This is a genomic window from Sulfitobacter geojensis (assembly GCF_000622325.1).
GTDB classification, from domain to species: domain Bacteria; phylum Pseudomonadota; class Alphaproteobacteria; order Rhodobacterales; family Rhodobacteraceae; genus Sulfitobacter; species Sulfitobacter geojensis.
Map to the genome: position 1 here is coordinate 24,906 of NZ_JASE01000001.1, position 14,998 is coordinate 39,903.

At 54.4% G+C, this 14,998-nt stretch carries 15 protein-coding genes and 2 pseudogenes; 13 read left to right on the forward strand and 4 right to left on the reverse strand.

Annotated features, from left to right (window positions below; all coding sequences use genetic code 11):
- Positions 1 to 137: 137 nt before the first annotated feature.
- Positions 138 to 1,136, forward strand: coding sequence for an NADPH:quinone oxidoreductase family protein (locus tag Z947_RS0100125; RefSeq protein ID WP_025042295.1), 999 nt, complete (start codon positions 138 to 140; stop codon positions 1,134 to 1,136).
- Between the two features lie 9 nt (positions 1,137 to 1,145).
- Here Z947_RS0100125 and Z947_RS0100130 read toward each other — a convergent pair whose 3' ends face one another.
- Positions 1,146 to 1,802 carry a histidine phosphatase family protein gene (locus Z947_RS0100130; RefSeq protein WP_025042296.1) on the reverse strand — a complete coding sequence of 219 codons (657 nt, stop codon included), beginning with the start codon at positions 1,800 to 1,802 and terminating at the stop codon, positions 1,146 to 1,148.
- A 40-nt stretch (positions 1,803 to 1,842) separates the two neighbouring features.
- Here Z947_RS0100130 and Z947_RS0100135 point away from each other — a divergent pair, with 40 nt between their 5' ends.
- From Z947_RS0100135 to Z947_RS0100145, 3 genes are read left to right on the forward strand one after another with little or no spacing between them, the layout of a single operon-like run.
- Positions 1,843 to 2,847: an NADP-dependent oxidoreductase gene (locus Z947_RS0100135; RefSeq protein WP_025042297.1), complete on the forward strand. Its 1,005-nt coding sequence runs from the start codon at positions 1,843 to 1,845 to the stop codon at positions 2,845 to 2,847.
- A gap of 11 nt (positions 2,848 to 2,858) precedes the next feature.
- The gene (locus tag Z947_RS0100140; RefSeq protein ID WP_025042298.1) at positions 2,859 to 3,329 is read left to right on the forward strand and encodes a MaoC family dehydratase; all 471 of its coding nucleotides are present in this window, start codon (positions 2,859 to 2,861) and stop codon (positions 3,327 to 3,329) included.
- 18 nt (positions 3,330 to 3,347) lie between these two features.
- Positions 3,348 to 4,745 carry a hypothetical protein gene (locus tag Z947_RS0100145; RefSeq protein WP_025042299.1) on the forward strand — a complete coding sequence of 466 codons (1,398 nt, stop codon included), beginning with the start codon at positions 3,348 to 3,350 and terminating at the stop codon, positions 4,743 to 4,745.
- On the opposite strand, the gene Z947_RS0100150 is transcribed toward Z947_RS0100145, so the two are convergent.
- The 3 genes and pseudogenes from Z947_RS0100150 to Z947_RS22560 form a co-directional block, all read right to left on the reverse strand.
- A complete protein-coding gene (locus tag Z947_RS0100150; protein ID WP_240477485.1) occupies positions 4,742 to 5,299 on the reverse strand; it encodes a RepB family plasmid replication initiator protein in 558 nt (185 codons plus the stop codon). The genes Z947_RS0100145 and Z947_RS0100150 overlap by 4 nt on opposite strands.
- A gap of 79 nt (positions 5,300 to 5,378) precedes the next feature.
- The gene (locus tag Z947_RS20580; protein WP_052880556.1) at positions 5,379 to 6,062 is read right to left on the reverse strand and encodes an IS6 family transposase; all 684 of its coding nucleotides are present in this window, start codon (positions 6,060 to 6,062) and stop codon (positions 5,379 to 5,381) included.
- A pseudogene (locus Z947_RS22560) lies at positions 6,063 to 6,338 on the reverse strand (esterase-like activity of phytase family protein); the annotation flags it as partial.
- 321 nt (positions 6,339 to 6,659) lie between these two features.
- Here Z947_RS22560 and Z947_RS0100160 point away from each other — a divergent pair.
- The 9 genes and pseudogenes from Z947_RS0100160 to Z947_RS0100195 all read left to right on the forward strand — a co-directional run bounded on the left by Z947_RS0100160 (position 6,660) and on the right by Z947_RS0100195 (position 14,724).
- Complete coding sequence (locus Z947_RS0100160) at positions 6,660 to 7,964, forward strand: extracellular solute-binding protein (RefSeq protein ID WP_025042302.1); 1,305 nt, start codon at positions 6,660 to 6,662, stop codon at positions 7,962 to 7,964.
- A gap of 68 nt (positions 7,965 to 8,032) precedes the next feature.
- The gene (locus Z947_RS0100165) at positions 8,033 to 8,914 is read left to right on the forward strand and encodes an ABC transporter permease subunit (RefSeq protein WP_025042303.1); all 882 of its coding nucleotides are present in this window, start codon (positions 8,033 to 8,035) and stop codon (positions 8,912 to 8,914) included.
- A 12-nt stretch (positions 8,915 to 8,926) separates the two neighbouring features.
- Positions 8,927 to 9,808 carry an ABC transporter permease subunit gene (locus tag Z947_RS0100170; protein ID WP_025042304.1) on the forward strand — a complete coding sequence of 294 codons (882 nt, stop codon included), beginning with the start codon at positions 8,927 to 8,929 and terminating at the stop codon, positions 9,806 to 9,808.
- Between the two features lie 9 nt (positions 9,809 to 9,817).
- The gene (locus Z947_RS0100175; RefSeq protein WP_025042305.1) at positions 9,818 to 10,858 is read left to right on the forward strand and encodes an ABC transporter ATP-binding protein; all 1,041 of its coding nucleotides are present in this window, start codon (positions 9,818 to 9,820) and stop codon (positions 10,856 to 10,858) included.
- Entirely contained in the window at positions 10,855 to 11,862 is a 1,008-nt protein-coding gene (locus Z947_RS0100180; RefSeq protein WP_156026590.1) for an endonuclease/exonuclease/phosphatase family protein, read from the forward strand. Before Z947_RS0100175 ends, Z947_RS0100180 begins: the two co-directional genes overlap by 4 nt.
- A gap of 50 nt (positions 11,863 to 11,912) precedes the next feature.
- Positions 11,913 to 12,095 (forward strand): annotated as a pseudogene (locus tag Z947_RS21635) (IS6 family transposase); the annotation flags it as partial.
- A gap of 436 nt (positions 12,096 to 12,531) precedes the next feature.
- Positions 12,532 to 13,284 (forward strand): amino acid ABC transporter substrate-binding protein, encoded by a 753-nt coding sequence (locus Z947_RS0100185; protein ID WP_025042307.1) that lies wholly within the window; start codon positions 12,532 to 12,534, stop codon positions 13,282 to 13,284.
- A gap of 4 nt (positions 13,285 to 13,288) precedes the next feature.
- Complete coding sequence (locus Z947_RS0100190; protein ID WP_025042308.1) at positions 13,289 to 13,963, forward strand: amino acid ABC transporter permease; 675 nt, start codon at positions 13,289 to 13,291, stop codon at positions 13,961 to 13,963.
- On the forward strand, positions 13,960 to 14,724 hold the full coding sequence (locus Z947_RS0100195) for an amino acid ABC transporter ATP-binding protein (protein ID WP_025042309.1): 765 nt from the start codon (positions 13,960 to 13,962) through the stop codon (positions 14,722 to 14,724). Before Z947_RS0100190 ends, Z947_RS0100195 begins: the two co-directional genes overlap by 4 nt.
- The last annotated feature ends 274 nt before the right edge of the window (positions 14,725 to 14,998 follow it).

Sequence of the window (14,998 nt, forward strand, 5' to 3'; positions counted from 1 at the left end):
CTTCAATTCCTCCCTAAAGACGTCACGTCAATTTGCGGACATCCATTCCGCTGTGCAGAATGGCGAACCGAATTGCGATTGACAAGTCACGACGCCACGTCCCACTTTCAGCGCAAAGCCATAGGGGGGAGAAAACGATGAAAGCGATGCTCAGTAAAGAGGTCGGCGGTCCGGAGACTTTGGTGTTGGAAGATTTGCCCACGCCGGAACCGGGTAAAAACCAGGTGCGCATCAAGGTGCATGCAGCGGGTGTGAACTTTCCCGATACATTGATCATCCGCGATATGTACCAGATGAAACCGCCCCGCCCCTTTGCCCCCGGTGGTGAAATTGCCGGCGAGGTCGAAGCACTGGGCGAAGGTGTCACACATCTGAACGTTGGCGACCGTGTTTTGGGCATGACCGGCTTTGGCGGGTTTGCCACACAGGTGGTTGCAGATGCCGGACGTGTAATCAAAATTCCCGACAGCATGCCTTACGAAGAGGCGGCGTGTTTCGTGCTGACCTACGGTACCTCGCATCACGCGTTGAAAGACCGCGCCGCGATTCAACCCGGCGAATCCTTGTTGATCCTTGGTGCCGCTGGCGGTGTTGGCGTTGCAGCCATCGAGCTTGGCAAAGCTGCGGGTGCAAAGGTGATTGCGGCTGTTTCCTCTGAAGAAAAGGCGCAGTTCTGTCGTGACCTCGGTGCGGATGAAACCATCATTTATTCGCGCGAAATGTCTGACCGCGCGACCCAAAAAGAGTTCTCGAACGAGATCAAAAAACTGGCAGGCGGCGACGGTGTTGATGTCGTTTATGATGCCGTCGGCGGCGATTACGCGGAACCTGCCGTGCGCGCATTGGCATGGAAAGGGCGCTACCTTGTTGTCGGCTTTCCCGCCGGTATCCCCAAAATCCCGCTGAACCTGACCCTGCTGAAAGGCTGTCAGATTGTCGGCGTCTTTTGGGGCGCGCATACGGCCCGCGAACCCCAAAACCACGTGGAAAACATGGGCGATTTGTTCCGCCTTTACGGCGAAGGCAAGATCAAGCCGCGCATCTCTGCCAGCTATCCGTTGGCGCAGGCAGGCGATGCCTTGAACCTTTTGTCAGACCGCAAGGTACTGGGCAAAGTTGTGGTTACAATGGCGTAACTGTGGGGCCTAGGTCCGCAAATGCGACACATCATTAAATCCACGCATGGTCATCTGCTCACCGCGGATGACCAAGCGGCTGATCGATCCGTTGTCAGCGCCATTGAACGCAAATGCGGGCGATCCCGTGGCAATGGCCAATGCCGCGGACACCACACCACCATGCACAACAACCGCGACAAGTTCGTCCGGGTGCGCCTGCGCAATCCGCAACAATCCGGCACGCACCCGCGTCTGCAACTGCGCCGTAGTTTCCGCATTGGGCAATTCGCCCCATTCATGCCGCTCGCGCGCCCGCCTGATCGCGGGGTCATTGTCGGCAGCGCGGAACCGGAATTCACCTCCGTCCCAGTCACCCAAAAAAACCTCGCGCAGATCCCGTTCAACCCGCGGCACCACGCCCAAATGTTTGGCCAAAGGTGCAGCCGTCTGATGGGTGCGCTGCATCGTTGTGACGTAAATCGCCGAAATAGGCTCTGTTTTCAGGCGTTCCCCGACCGCCACAGCCTGCGCTTCCCCTTCGGGCCGCAAGGCAGGGTCGCCCTGCCCTTCCACCATGGGGAAACTTTCACCTCGCACCGCCGCTTGCGTTTCGCCGTGCCGGATCAACAACAAATCCGCAGCACCTTTCGGGGGTGTAAACCTGTGTTGGCGTGCCTCGTTCATAATAAACCTCATTCTGTTTCAGCCCAATAGGACACATCCCATGCAAAACCGCCAGATCACCATTGCTGAACTTCCTACCGACGCGTTGACACAGGCACATTTCGCCGTGCTCGAAACGCAAATGCCAGTAGCTGGTGACGGCGAAGTTCTGCTGCGTGTCATTCTCATGTCGATCGACGCTGCAAACCGATCATGGATGAAGGGCGCGACCTATCGCGCTGCCGTACAGGCCGGCGATGCCATGCCGACCTATGCAATCTGCGAAGTGGTCGAGTCTAACAGCCCGCTGTTCGAAGCCGGGGACATTGTCGCGGCAGAGGCCACGTGGTCCGAATATGTCACCGCAGATGCCCGAAAAGTGGCGAAACTGCCCAAAGTAGAGACGCTTTCCCATCTCATGTCTGTTTACGGGATTGCCGGCAAAACCGCCTATCATGGCTTGCTGTCTGTCGGGAATCCGGTGGCTGGTGAGACCGTTCTGGTTTCAGCGGCTGCCGGTTCCGTTGGCGGATATGTCGGCCAGATTGCCAAGGCACTTGGCTGTCGTGTTGTCGGCATCGCGGGTGGGCCTGAAAAGTGTAAATGGGTCGAGGATGCGCTTGGTTTTGACGCCTGCATTGATTACCGCGAAGCTGGATTGAGCAAAAAGCTCGCCGCCGCGTGTCCGAATGGTGTTGATGTCTACTTTGACAATGTTGGGGGCAAGATCCTTGAATCCTCGCTGAATTTCATGAACGAAAAGGGGCGCGTGGTTTGTTGTGGCGCGGTCAGCCAATACGACACCGAAGCGCCCGCCGGTCCGCGTAATTTGCCCGGCATCATCGTGGTCAAGCGCCTGAAGATGGAAGGATTCATCGTAATGGATTTCGCCCATGATGACGCCAAATGTATCCGCGCAATGCAACATTGGGTCGCTACAGGCCAGATCAAAGTGACCGAAGATATCGTAGACGGTTTGGAAAATGCGCCTCAGGCGCTGATCGGTCTTTTGGCCGGCGAAAACAAAGGCAAACGCATGGTGCGCGTTGCTGCTGACCCTTCATAAGGAAGTTATTTATGTCATCTCTACAAACTGCCCTGTCCAACGCCGAACAGAACATCGGTAAAGAAGTCGGTGTATCCAACTGGATCACTGTTGATCAGCCAATGATCGACCAATTTGCCGAAACCACCCAAGATACCCAATGGATTCACATCGACCCTAAACGCGCTGCATCAGAGACGCCTTTCGGCGGCACCATCGCGCATGGTTTTCTGACGCTATCGCTTGCCAGCCGGTTTGCTTACGACTGCTTTGCCATGTTGCCCGGTCAGGTTATGGGCATCAATTACGGGATGAACAAAATGCGTTTTCTGATGCCGGTCCGCGCAGGAAGCCGGTTGCGGGGGCGCTTTACCCTGAAAGAGGTGAAAGCCCGCAGTGCGACCGATCTGCTGCGCACCAATATCCTGACCATCGAAATCGAGGGCGAAGAGACACCTGCCGTCGTGGCCGAGTGGTTGGGACTTGCCGTCTTTAAAGACTAGTTTCGCGAAGGGCACGACATGAAAACCGATTATCTTATCTCCGGCGCAGGGGCGAGCGCGCTGTCGTTTCTTGACGTGCTTTTGGCCGAAACAGACGCAACCGTTGTCGTGGTGGACCGTCGCGATGCCCCCGGTGGCCACTGGAATGATGCCTACCCTTTTGTGCGCCTGCACCAGTCGGCATCATTTTACGGGGTCAATTCCCGACACCTCGGCGCAGAACGCGGTCCCCATCAGGATATAACAGACCCTAAATACGAGCTTTCGACGAAATCGGAGATCTTGCACTATTTTCATGACCTGATGGAAAACACCTATCTGCCGACGGGTCGGGTGACCTATCTGCGCATGTCCGAGCATCTTGGCGAAGGGCGCGTGCGCCATTTGCTGACCGGCGAAATCACCGAAATCGACGTCACGCAAAAGATTGTCGAAGCGGGACGCTGGGGCGATGCGGGATCGATCCCCGCCACCCATACCCCCAGTTTCGAGATTGCAGCGGGTGCCACCTGCATCCCCATCAACGACCTGCCCCGCTATGCGCCGCGCCACAAGGCCTATACGATCATCGGCGCGGGAAAGACGGGAATGGATGCCGCAATCTGGTTGTTGGAAAACGGCGCGCACAGCGACCAGATCACATGGGTGCGGCCGAACGATTATTGGTTGTTGAAACGCGAGAGCATACTGAACCATCCCGCCCGCTTTGACAGTACGGTCAACGCCTTCGCCAAAGAACTGGAAATCGCCGCCACCGTCACCGATATTTCGCAATTCTGTGACCAGATGGAACAGAGCGGCACATGGCACCGCATCGACACATCCGTCACCCCCACACGGTTTCATGCTGCCGTCTGTTCGTCATCCGAAGCTGCGGCCTTGGCCGGCATTAAAAACGTCATCCGCAAGGGGCATGTCACACAGGTTGCCCAAGGAGGGATGACCCTTGTCGAAGGGGCTGTAACGGTTCCGCAAGATACCTTGTTCATCGACTGTAGCGCCAGCGCGGGCGTGGTCATGACGGGCGGGTTTCCTCCGGTATTTGACGGGAACACGATCAACCTTAACCTCATCCGACCTTTTCAACCTTTGTTCGGTGCCGCTTTGATTGCCCTGCTTGAAGCAAAGGTCCCTGACCCCGAAATTCGCGCCGCCTGCACCCATTCCGTCAATTTCCACGACACACCTGCGGAATATATTGCACAGATGTTGCCGGCGATGATGAACCAACAAGCCTGGTCCAAAGTGCCGGTTGTCAAAGAATGGATGGAGCGGACGCGGCTTCAGGCGATGAACCACCTGATGGCCGGTTTCGACCCCGGCGATCAGGTAAAACTTGAACTGCTCGGGCGCTTTGGCCCAGCCAGCAAGGCCGCGTTCAAAAACATTCCAAATCTGCTTGCGGCGAGTACTTAAGTTTCTTCAAACGCGTCTGGCACCATTTCCTGCCAGAATGCTTTGATAGAGATTGTATTCAGGGCAGACATCCAACCGTGCCGCTCGAAATCCGCGCGCGCATCGGCCGATTCGATCTGCGACATAAACAAGCGCCGGTCTGCATCCCGTTGTGTCGGGGTGCGCGATGCAACCAGATCCCGGATCCGTTCCAGATCTTTGGCCCGTGACGATGAAGGTGCGGCAGGTTTCGTTTCCGTTGTGAACCCGTCCTTGAGCGCCGCAGAAAGGTAGCCAACCGGATTCTTCACATTTCGCTGCTGACCGACATAGGCGATTTTCTCCGCAACGTGATCCTCGCCGTGTTGCGCGATCCATCGGCGCGCCAGTCCGCGCAGGCTCGCTTTCAAGGTGTCCATGTCGTTGGAATTATAACCGATCATCAGACACAGCGTGCGTGCATCAATCATATGGGCCTGACCGGTGGTCAGCGTGTCATAGGCATTCAACAACAGCACATTGCTGAGCTTGCGTTGCAACAGCGTCAGCTTGCCCGAAACATGGATCGCCGCCACATGCTTTTTAACCGACCCGCGGCGCAAGGTTCTGTCGCAAATATTTTGAGGTTTAAAAATCAGCAACCATTGGATGCAGTTATGCTGTGAGCGCTGCAAACTGCTTGAATGGTGAGAACCCGTTTTGACCAAGTTGGCCCTTGCGGATCATATGTGCTGTTTCAATTCCGGCCAGCGTGGATGCTGCCATATGCAGCGCCTTGAACCCAAGGATAGGCCGGGTAACTCTTTTGATAAAACGGTGGTCCTGTTCGACGACATTGTTGAGATACTTGAACTGGACAATCTTGATAGTCTTTCCAGAACCGGTGAACTTGAGGAGTACGTTTAGATTTTGCAAGCCAGCTAGATTAGCACCGCTCTTGTCGATGGCAATTCGATCTGGGACACCGTTGGTGCCAACGGCCCGCTTGAAAAACCTTCGCGCAGCGGCGGTATCGCGGCGCTCTGACAGCATGACATCAAGGGTTTGGCCATCGCGGTCGACCGCACGGTAAAGATACGTCCACTTGCCGCGAACCTTGATGTAGGTTTCATCCATGCGCCAAGAAATGGCTGTCGGCCTTTTTCTGGCTTGGGTATTTGCTGCGATCAGCGGTGAGAATTTCACCACCCAGCGGTTCAACGTGGCATGATCGATTTCGACGCCGCGTTCAGCCATGATCTCCTCAAGATCCCGATACGAGACACCGTAGCGGACATAGAAAAACACAACGTAAAGGATCACGCTGTGCGAACTTTGCGACAGAACCCAAGTTGGCAATGCCCCCAGGACGGACACTGTGGTGGGTTCGCCGCCAACGTCGAAATTGCCCAACGCCTTCGGTGCACTTGGGTCGGTGATGTCGATCATTCCGATCACACCCAGCGGGCTGTCTGTGTAAACAAGCGTCATACCCTCGCCAGAAGCGCTGATAATCTCCGCGGAGGATTCTGCCATTGCGGCGGCGTTGTTGCTGTATGTTACGAAGCTCGCCATGCGGTTAAAGTTCATGTCTGCGAGCGCGCCTGTAGCCGCAAGCGCGAAAGTCGATGTCATGCCTATAAGTCAGAATGACATTCTAGTTTCCCGATATGAATGATTTAGGGGCCACAGGATGGCGAGTTTTATGACGCTGTGATGACGTCCGTGTAACAGGCGTATGAAACTATACGACGCAGCTACGCTTTTACAAAACTCATACAAAACCTTCACAAATCCGTCACTTCGCGGCCTTAGCGGACGTTGCATGCGGACAACCTGCATCTGCGCAAGGCGGGGTTAATTCTCAACCATGGCGTTTAACGAACTTGGGCAGCATTTCGCGCCCAAAAAACAATGGCTCGCCTGACGGGCACGAGCTGACACCGGAGTAAGATCATGAAGAACATCGCGATAAGCTCAGCTGCTGCGCTTAGCATGTTGGCAAATACTGCATTTGCCGAAACCGAAATCACATGGTGGCACGCAATGGGCGGCGCCCTTGGCGAAACTGTCAATGAAATCGCTGAAGGTTTCAACGCAAGCCAAGACGAATACACCATCACGCCCGTTTTCAAGGGCACATACGAAGAAACCCTGACCGCAGGTATCGCCGCGTTCCGCGCCGGTGAGCAGCCAAACATCATGCAGGTTTTTGATGCCGGCGCTGCAACCGTTATCGCAGCCGAAGGTGCGACTGTTCCGGTACAGAACCTACTGGAAGCCAACGACGTCGGCTTCGATATCGAAGATTACATTTCCGGCGTGCGTTACTTCTACGCCGATGCGGATGGCAAGATGATCGGCATGCCGTTCAACTCCTCCTCGCCTATCATGTATTACAACGTACAGGCCCTTGAGGCAGCTGGCGTTACTCCGCCTGTTACATGGGAAGAGTTTGAAACAGTCACTGCGCCTGCATTAAAGAAAGCAGGATTCACGGCAATGTCGCAATCCCACCTGCCATGGATTTTCGTTGAAAACTTTATGTCGCGTCACGATCTTCCATTTGCAACCAACGCCAATGGTTATGACGGTGCAGACGGCACTGAAATCCTCGTAAACATTGATCCACTCAAGGCGCACTTCACTGCGCTTACTAAATGGCAGGACGCTGGTTACTTTGAATGGTTCGGCACAGGTTGGGGCGACAACCAAACACCTTTCGAAGAGGGCAAAGTCGCGATCTGGTTCGGTTCGTCGGGATCATTCGGCGGCCTGTCCAAGAAAGATCTCGGTTTTGATTTTTCTGCGACTTACTTGCCTTACTGGGAAGCGGTTACAACAGAGCCCAAGCAAACCTTCATCGGTGGCGCGGCGTTGTTTGCGATGGCCGGTCAGCCTGACGAAGAAGACGCTGCAACCGCTGCATTCTTCAAATACCTGACTTCACCAGAAGTTCAGTACATGTGGCACCGTGAAACAGGCTATGTGCCGATCACAACTGCTGCGTACGAAATGGCGACAGCAGATGGCCACTACGACCGTGCCCCCGCCGCTGAAACTGGCATTCTTCAGCTGTCCTTGGACGCCGGCGAGAACACACGCGGCTACCGCATGGGTTTCTACGTTCAGATCCGTGACGTGATGAACCGTGAATTCGGCCGCATCCTGACGGGTGAGGCATCTGTGGACGATGCCTTCGCTGCGATCGAAACTGAAGCTAACGAGTTGCTGGCTCGCTTTGCTAAAACCCAGAACTAAGCCTTTGGCTTAATTGGACGGCCGCACTCACGTGCGGCCGTCTCCCTTTAAAGACCCCCGAGGACATTATGAAAAGAGCTGGCTTTGCCACGCGTTGGCTTCCTATCTTGCTGCTATTGCCACAGTTGGCGATCATAGCTGTGTTTTTCTATTGGCCAGCCGCCCACGCGGTGCAGTCATCTTTCTATCTTGAAGACCCGTTCGGGTTCGGCTCCAGTTTCGTGGGCTTTGACAATTACACACACCTCACAAGCAGTTCCGAATACGCGCGCATTGCAAAGTTCACCTTGCTGTTCACGGTGCTTGTGACATTCTTTTCCCTCGCTCTTGCATTGCTGCTAGCCGTCAAGGCTGACAACGTCATTCGCGGAGCAAAGACCTATCGCACGCTTTTGATGTGGGTCTATGCTGTCGCGCCCCCTGTTGCAGGCTTTATTGGGCTGCTGATGTTTAATCAAAGCTGGGGCCCGCTCACTGAGTTGGCGCGATCAATCGGTTGGGATTTTAAACTGGGTGTGAACTTTGATGACACGGCGACCGCAATGGTCCTGGTCTCGGTTTGGAAACAGGTTCCAGTGAACTTCATCTTCTTTCTGTCCGGATTGCAATCCATACCCAAATCTGTGCGCGAGGCCGCATTAATCGATGCGAAATCATCCTTCCGCCGCTTTTGGGACGTGACCTTCCCGCTGCTCGCGCCGACTGGGTTTTTTCTGCTGATTATCAACATCACCTATGCGTTGTTCGACACCTTCGGCGTTGTTGATACGCTGGTGAAGGGCGAGCCAGGAAATAATCCGATGACACTTGTTTACAAGGTCTATGTAGACGGATTCCGCGGCAACGACCTCGGCGGGTCATCTGCACAATCGGTGATTTTGATGGTGCTTGTCCTTGCCTTGACGGTGTTCCAGTTCCGGCTGGTCGAACGCCGCATCCATTACACTTGAAGGGGCGAAACCATGACTGATACCACACACATTCCCATCGCCAAGCGCCCCTTGAAATGGGGCCGCGTAATGGATCATTCGATCTTAATCCTAGGCTCGTTATTTATGCTAGTGCCTTTGTTGATGGTGCTCCAGACGACAACGACGACTGACATCGAGACGATCAAGAACGGTCCGGGACTACTCATCGGGGACCAGTTCGACGACAACTTCATGGCGGCGATGTTTAAAGCCTCCGGCTTCTCTGGTGAGAATACCGGTATGCGGATGCTAATGAATTCGATGATCCTTGGCATCGGCTTTGCTGTTGGGAAGATTGTCATCGGGATGATGGCCGCATACGCCTTGGTGTATTTTCGGCTACGCTTTGCCACTTTCGCCTTCTGGCTTATATTTACCACGTTACTGCTCCCGCTCGAAGTACGCATCCTTCCGTCATACGAGATCGCGCAGCAGCTTGGGTTGCTCAACACTTACACAGGTTTGATCGTGCCGCTGATTGCGTCCGCAACGGCGACGTTCTTTTTCCGTCAGTTCTTTCGCTCTGTTCCCGAAGAGCTGGTCGAGGCGGCGCGGATAGACGGCGCAGGACCGGTCAAATTCTTCATCGATATCCTTGTGCCACTGTCGCAGACCATGATCGCAGCGATGTTCATAATCATGTTTGTCTTTGGGTGGAACCAATACCTCTGGCCGACGATGGTGACGACCGAAGAGGGAATGTACACCCTCGTGCGCGGTATCAAACAGATCACGCAGGATCTCGAAGGAACAAACGTTCCCGAATACGGACGTGCCAATATGTTGGCGCTGATTGCGATCCTTCCGCCTGTGCTGGTCGTGATCTTTTTCCAAAGCTGGTTCGTCAAGGGCCTGACTGAATCTGACAAATAGGAAGACCCAATGGCGCAAGTATCACTTAATAATATCCGCAAAGTTTACCCGAACGGGTATGAGGCTGTCGTCCCGACAAGCTTTGACATTTCAGATGGTGAATTCGTCGTGCTGGTCGGCCCTTCAGGCTGCGGCAAGTCGACATTGCTGCGCATGGTTGCGGGGCTAGAGGACATTTCCGAAGGCGCATTGTCGATCGGGGATCGCAACGTGAACCATGTCGACCCAGCTGACCGAGACATCGCGATGGTGTTTCAAAATTACGCGCTTTACCCACATATGACGGTGCGCAAGAATATTGGCTACGGGCTGAAAAACCGCAAAATCGCAGCGAGCGAGATTGAGGCAAAGGTGCAAGAAGCCGCCAAAATGTTGAACCTTACAGACTATCTGGATCGAAAGCCCAGCCAGCTGAGCGGTGGGCAGCGTCAGCGCGTGGCGATGGGGCGTGCCGTTGTGCGCGACCCTGCGTTGTTCCTGTTTGATGAACCGCTGTCCAATCTGGATGCAAAGCTGCGTCACCAGATGCGGATCGAGATTAAGGCACTGCAACGCCGTCTTGGGGTCACATCAATTTATGTGACGCACGATCAGGTCGAAGCGATGACAATGGCCGACCGCATTATAGTGCTGAATGAAGGCCGCATAGAACAAATCGGCACACCTGCCGAAATCTACCACCGCCCCGCATCGACTTTTGTGGCGAGCTTTATGGGCGCTCCACCGATGAACCTGCTCAATGCAAATTGTTCAGGTGGGAAGGTGTTCGTTGGCGGCAATATAGAGGTGGCTGCGGGCAATGCAGATGGACCCGTTGTCTTGGGTATTCGTCCCGAAGACATTGCAATTGGAGAGGCCTGCGATACCGCGTTTACAGTTGATATTGTCGAAGAACTTGGGGCGCATCGTCTTTTGCACGGCAAGCTGGACGGACAAGACCTAACCATCCATGTAGGAAAGGATACAGCCGTGTCCGCTGGCCCAATCAAGATGTCCATCGACCCAAGCGCAGTCGTTTTATTCGACGCTGAAACGGGAACGGCACTATGATCACTACGCAAGTGTTTGAATTGCCACCGATCACGGATGTAGATCGTCACAATATCCTCGCGGCGCCGCGCACAGCTGACGCGCACCGCGCACTACTCGCTGAGGTGCCCGCGATGAATGCGGTTCAGATCGGTGGAACCGCGTCGCGCATCAAATTGCCGAACCAGTTCACTGTCGCGGCATGGAACGTGGAGCGCTGCCTGTTTCCCGAAGATACCGCGGCCCATCTTGCCCCTAGCGCCTGCGACATTGTGCTATTGTCCGAGGTCGACCATGGCATGGCCCGCACAGGCCAACGCCACACCACCGAAGTGATGGCCGCCCAGCTTGGCATGGCCTACGCTTTCGGGGTCGAGTTTCATGAGCTTGATTTAGGCGGGGCAACCGAACGTGCCTTCTGCAAGGATGATTTCAATGCGCTGGGTTGGCACGGCAATGCGATCTTGTCGTCTGTGCCGTTCGAACGCACGGCCATGATCCGGCTGGATGATCACGGGCATTGGTTCGCCAGCGACATGGCAAATGTAGACACAGAGCAACCGCGACTTGGTGGTCGCATGGCTATTATTGCCATTGTTCCAACCGAAAGCGGGCCCCTGTGCGTTGTCTCGGCACATCTTGAAAGCAATGCAGATGCGGCGCATCGACATACACAAATGCGTGGTCTACTTGATGCAATTGATACCTTTGCGCCTGGCATTCCTGTCCTGATCGGGGGGGACTTGAACACTGGAAATCAATTGGCCCCCAATTTTGACTGGCGCGATGAAACCTTGTTTTCATTCGCAGAGGACCGTGGCTATGCGTGGGATTTCACCGCGCCAGGAAACACCACCCGTCCTAGTCTCATTACGCGCCATCCTGCTCGGGAAATGAAGCTTGACTGGTTTGCAGGTCGCGACTTGAAAAGTCTGGATTCCGGCGTCGTTGCGTCGACTATGGGGGACGGAAAGCCATTATCGGATCACGATTATGTTTGGTGTAAAGCTGAATTTACTGAGTGATAAGGCATTGCCAACTTGTTTGGGGTTACGTGGCTTTCTAAAAGTTTTCGATGAGCACTCCATCCATCATGCCCCGCCTGAAAGGTTACCGCTTCCCACGGGCGATCGTCGCCTATGCGGTTTGTGTCTATCACCCCTTCACGCTCAGCACGGCTGATGTCGAGGACTTGCTCGCAGAACGGGGTGTGACGGTGACCCGGGAGACCGTCCGGAAATGGGTGAACCGCTTTGGTTGTCATCTCAATAAACGGCTGCAAATACGTCGACACCTACGCCTTCGTGGATGGCAGGTTTGAGGTCCGTTCAAAGGGCCGCTCCCTGCCCTACAAAATCTTCGACATGGATCAACGCGTTACCTATGCCCAAGATCCGCGTACCGTTACGTGCTTCGCTAAAGAGCATGGCCTCACCGTTGGAAATACAGCGTCCCAGAAAGCATTAGGCCCCTCTGCGATATAGACCGCTACAAAAGCCGCTACCCACAAGTTTGCCGCACACAAAAAGGCCCTTCATGGGGTCATTGACCTTATTTCATTCTTTGAAACGTGACCCGTGAAGAAACATGTTCCTATCAAATGGCCGCGGCCGTGACGATGGACCTCTCTCTGCGACGCCCATTGAAGCGTGCGTCACGCGCGTTACCTACTGCTCGAATGAATGGAGAAAACAATGAAAAAAATATTGGCAACCGCAGCACTTGCCCTGTCGACTACTTTCAGCGCGGCGCACTCCGAAACACTGAACGTTGGCATGTCGGGCGGCTATTTTCCCTTCACGTTTGTTAAACTCGACAAGCTCCAAGGTTTCGAAGTCGACTTCATCAACGCCATCGCGGCAGAAACGGGTGACGAGGTGAACTTTGTCACGATGTCCTTCTCCGGACTTGTCGGGGCACTTGAGACGGGTCGGATTGATACCATCGCCAACCAAATTACCATCACGCCAGAGCGGGAAACAAAGTTTGCCTTCTCGCAACCTTACGTCTTTGATGGTGCGCAAGTTGTGGTCAAAAAAGGCAACGAAGAAACAATTGCACGCGTTGAGGACCTTAGCGGCAAGACTGTCGCCGTTAACTTGGGGTCGAATTTCGAGGAATTGTTGAATGAACTTCCAAACGCGGAAGAAATCGACATCCGCACTTATGAGAGCAACATCGCCCAAGACACAGCCCTTGGTCGCGTAGATGCATTTGTCATGGATCGTGTGTCTTCTGCCCAGTTGATTGCCGAAAGCCCCCTGCCCTTAGCATTCGCCGGCAAACCCTTCAGTGAAATCCGCAATGCGCTGCCGTTCCGCACCGACGAAAAAGGGACTGAGTTGCGCGATCGGTTTGATGCCGCCATTACCACGCTGAAAGCAAACGGCACATTGACCGAAATATCTGAAAAGTGGTTCGGAACTGATATTTCGGCCGTGGAGTAATTAAATGCGCGCACTCGACTTCGACTACATGTGGGACTTGGTACCTGTACTGTTGGGGTATGTTCCCCTGACGCTGTTCATGGCGTTGGTCGGTATGTTTTTCGCTCTCATACTGGCCTCCGTCATGGCGGTTGAACGGGTATTCCGCATTCCAGTGCTCGATGTCTTTGTGCGCCTTTTTATCAGTTTCTTTCGGGGCACCCCGTTGCTGGTGCAACTCTTCTTGTTCTACTACGGCCTACCGCAGGTTTTGGCGTTCTTGACCACAATTGACGGCGTCACCGCCACCATCATGGGTCTTACCTTACATTTCTCGGCCTATATGGCCGAGAGCATTCGCGCGGCGATCTTGGGTGTTGACCGCAGCCAGTGGGAGGCCTCGCAAGCAGTTGGCATGACCCAAACACAGATGATGGTTCACATAATCCTGCCCCAGGCTGCCCGCGTAGCAGCGCCGACCTTGGTTAATTATTTTATCGATATGATCAAAGGAACATCGCTGGCGTTCACTCTGGGTGTCACCGAGCTTATGGGTGCCACCCAGAAAGAGGCGGCGGGCAGTTTTCTCTATTTTGAGGCCTTTCTTGTTGTCGCTGCGATCTACTGGATCATGGTCGAATCCCTGTCCTTTGCGCAACGGCACTTGGAAACCTATCTTAACAAGGCGTATGCAAGATGACTTCAAAGGCCGCAATTTCCATCGAAGGATTGAACAAATCCTTTGGTAATACATCCGTTCTAACGAACATCTCGCTGGACATCGCGCCCGGCGAAAGGGTGGTTGTCATCGGGCCATCTGGTACTGGGAAATCTACTCTGCTCAGATGTTTGAACTATCTGGACCGACCAGACAGTGGGGCCATCCGGGTTGGCGATCTGACCGTCGACCCCGCAAACGCATCGCGCTCCGACATTTTGGCACTGCGGCGCAGAACGGCATTTGTGTTTCAGAACTACGCACTCTTTGCCAATAAAACCGCACGCGAAAATATCACCCAAGCGTTGATCACCGTGAAAGGCCAATCCAAGGCCGACGCTGTGACGCGTGCCAATGAGACGCTGCGCGAAACGGGGCTCATCGACAAGGCAGATTCTTACCCAGCCGCCCTTTCAGGTGGCCAACAACAGCGCGTCGGCATAGGTCGTGCAATGGCGCTAGACGCCGATCTGATGTTGTTCGATGAACCGACATCAGCACTTGATCCTGAATGGGTCGGCGAAGTGCTGGACCTGATGCGGCGTGTCGCCGAAAAACGACAAACGATGTTAATCGTCACGCATGAAATGCAATTCGCCCGGGAAATTGCGGATCGGATCATTTTCATGTCAGATGGACAGATTGTCGAACAAGGGCCACCTCACGAGCTGCTTGAAAACCCACAGGATTCCCGCACAAGGGCCTTTCTGCGGCGTGTTGCGAAGGTCGATTCAGACGCCTAACCAATGATCTGGTTTGCAAAAACGACCTGTTCCGCAGGATCGAATAAACCATGAGATAGAAAATCATGGCTTTTGTCATGTTAACTCGACCGGTCTTCGGATTGTCGTGCCGATTTCCTATCAAGCGACGTTGCCCGCGATTTTACACGCCTCGAATGCTTCCAGTCGGTATTAACAGATAACAAGTGCTGCGCGGCGGCGGGCTGGGACGAAGAAGAAATTGCGGGTCGCGGAATACCTTGCGATTACGCTGATGTCGGCACACCGACAACCA

What these genes read in the sequence shown, in the direction of transcription:
- Z947_RS0100165 (WP_025042303.1), top strand. Translation starts at nt 8,033, where the DNA reads ATGAAAAGAGCTGGCTTTGCCACGCGTTGGCTTCCTATCTTGCTGCTA.
- Z947_RS0100145 (WP_025042299.1), top strand. Translation starts at nt 3,348, where the DNA reads ATGAAAACCGATTATCTTATCTCCGGCGCAGGGGCGAGCGCGCTGTCG.
- Z947_RS0100130 (WP_025042296.1), bottom strand. Translation starts at nt 1,802, where the DNA reads ATGAACGAGGCACGCCAACACAGGTTTACACCCCCGAAAGGTGCTGCG.
- Z947_RS0100180 (WP_156026590.1), top strand. Translation starts at nt 10,855, where the DNA reads ATGATCACTACGCAAGTGTTTGAATTGCCACCGATCACGGATGTAGAT.
- Z947_RS0100160 (WP_025042302.1), top strand. Translation starts at nt 6,660, where the DNA reads ATGAAGAACATCGCGATAAGCTCAGCTGCTGCGCTTAGCATGTTGGCA.
- Z947_RS0100190 (WP_025042308.1), top strand. Translation starts at nt 13,289, where the DNA reads ATGCGCGCACTCGACTTCGACTACATGTGGGACTTGGTACCTGTACTG.
- Z947_RS0100135 (WP_025042297.1), top strand. Translation starts at nt 1,843, where the DNA reads ATGCAAAACCGCCAGATCACCATTGCTGAACTTCCTACCGACGCGTTG.
- Z947_RS0100125 (WP_025042295.1), top strand. Translation starts at nt 138, where the DNA reads ATGAAAGCGATGCTCAGTAAAGAGGTCGGCGGTCCGGAGACTTTGGTG.
- Z947_RS0100140 (WP_025042298.1), top strand. Translation starts at nt 2,859, where the DNA reads ATGTCATCTCTACAAACTGCCCTGTCCAACGCCGAACAGAACATCGGT.
- Z947_RS0100185 (WP_025042307.1), top strand. Translation starts at nt 12,532, where the DNA reads ATGAAAAAAATATTGGCAACCGCAGCACTTGCCCTGTCGACTACTTTC.
- Z947_RS0100195 (WP_025042309.1), top strand. Translation starts at nt 13,960, where the DNA reads ATGACTTCAAAGGCCGCAATTTCCATCGAAGGATTGAACAAATCCTTT.
- Z947_RS0100170 (WP_025042304.1), top strand. Translation starts at nt 8,927, where the DNA reads ATGACTGATACCACACACATTCCCATCGCCAAGCGCCCCTTGAAATGG.
- Z947_RS0100175 (WP_025042305.1), top strand. Translation starts at nt 9,818, where the DNA reads ATGGCGCAAGTATCACTTAATAATATCCGCAAAGTTTACCCGAACGGG.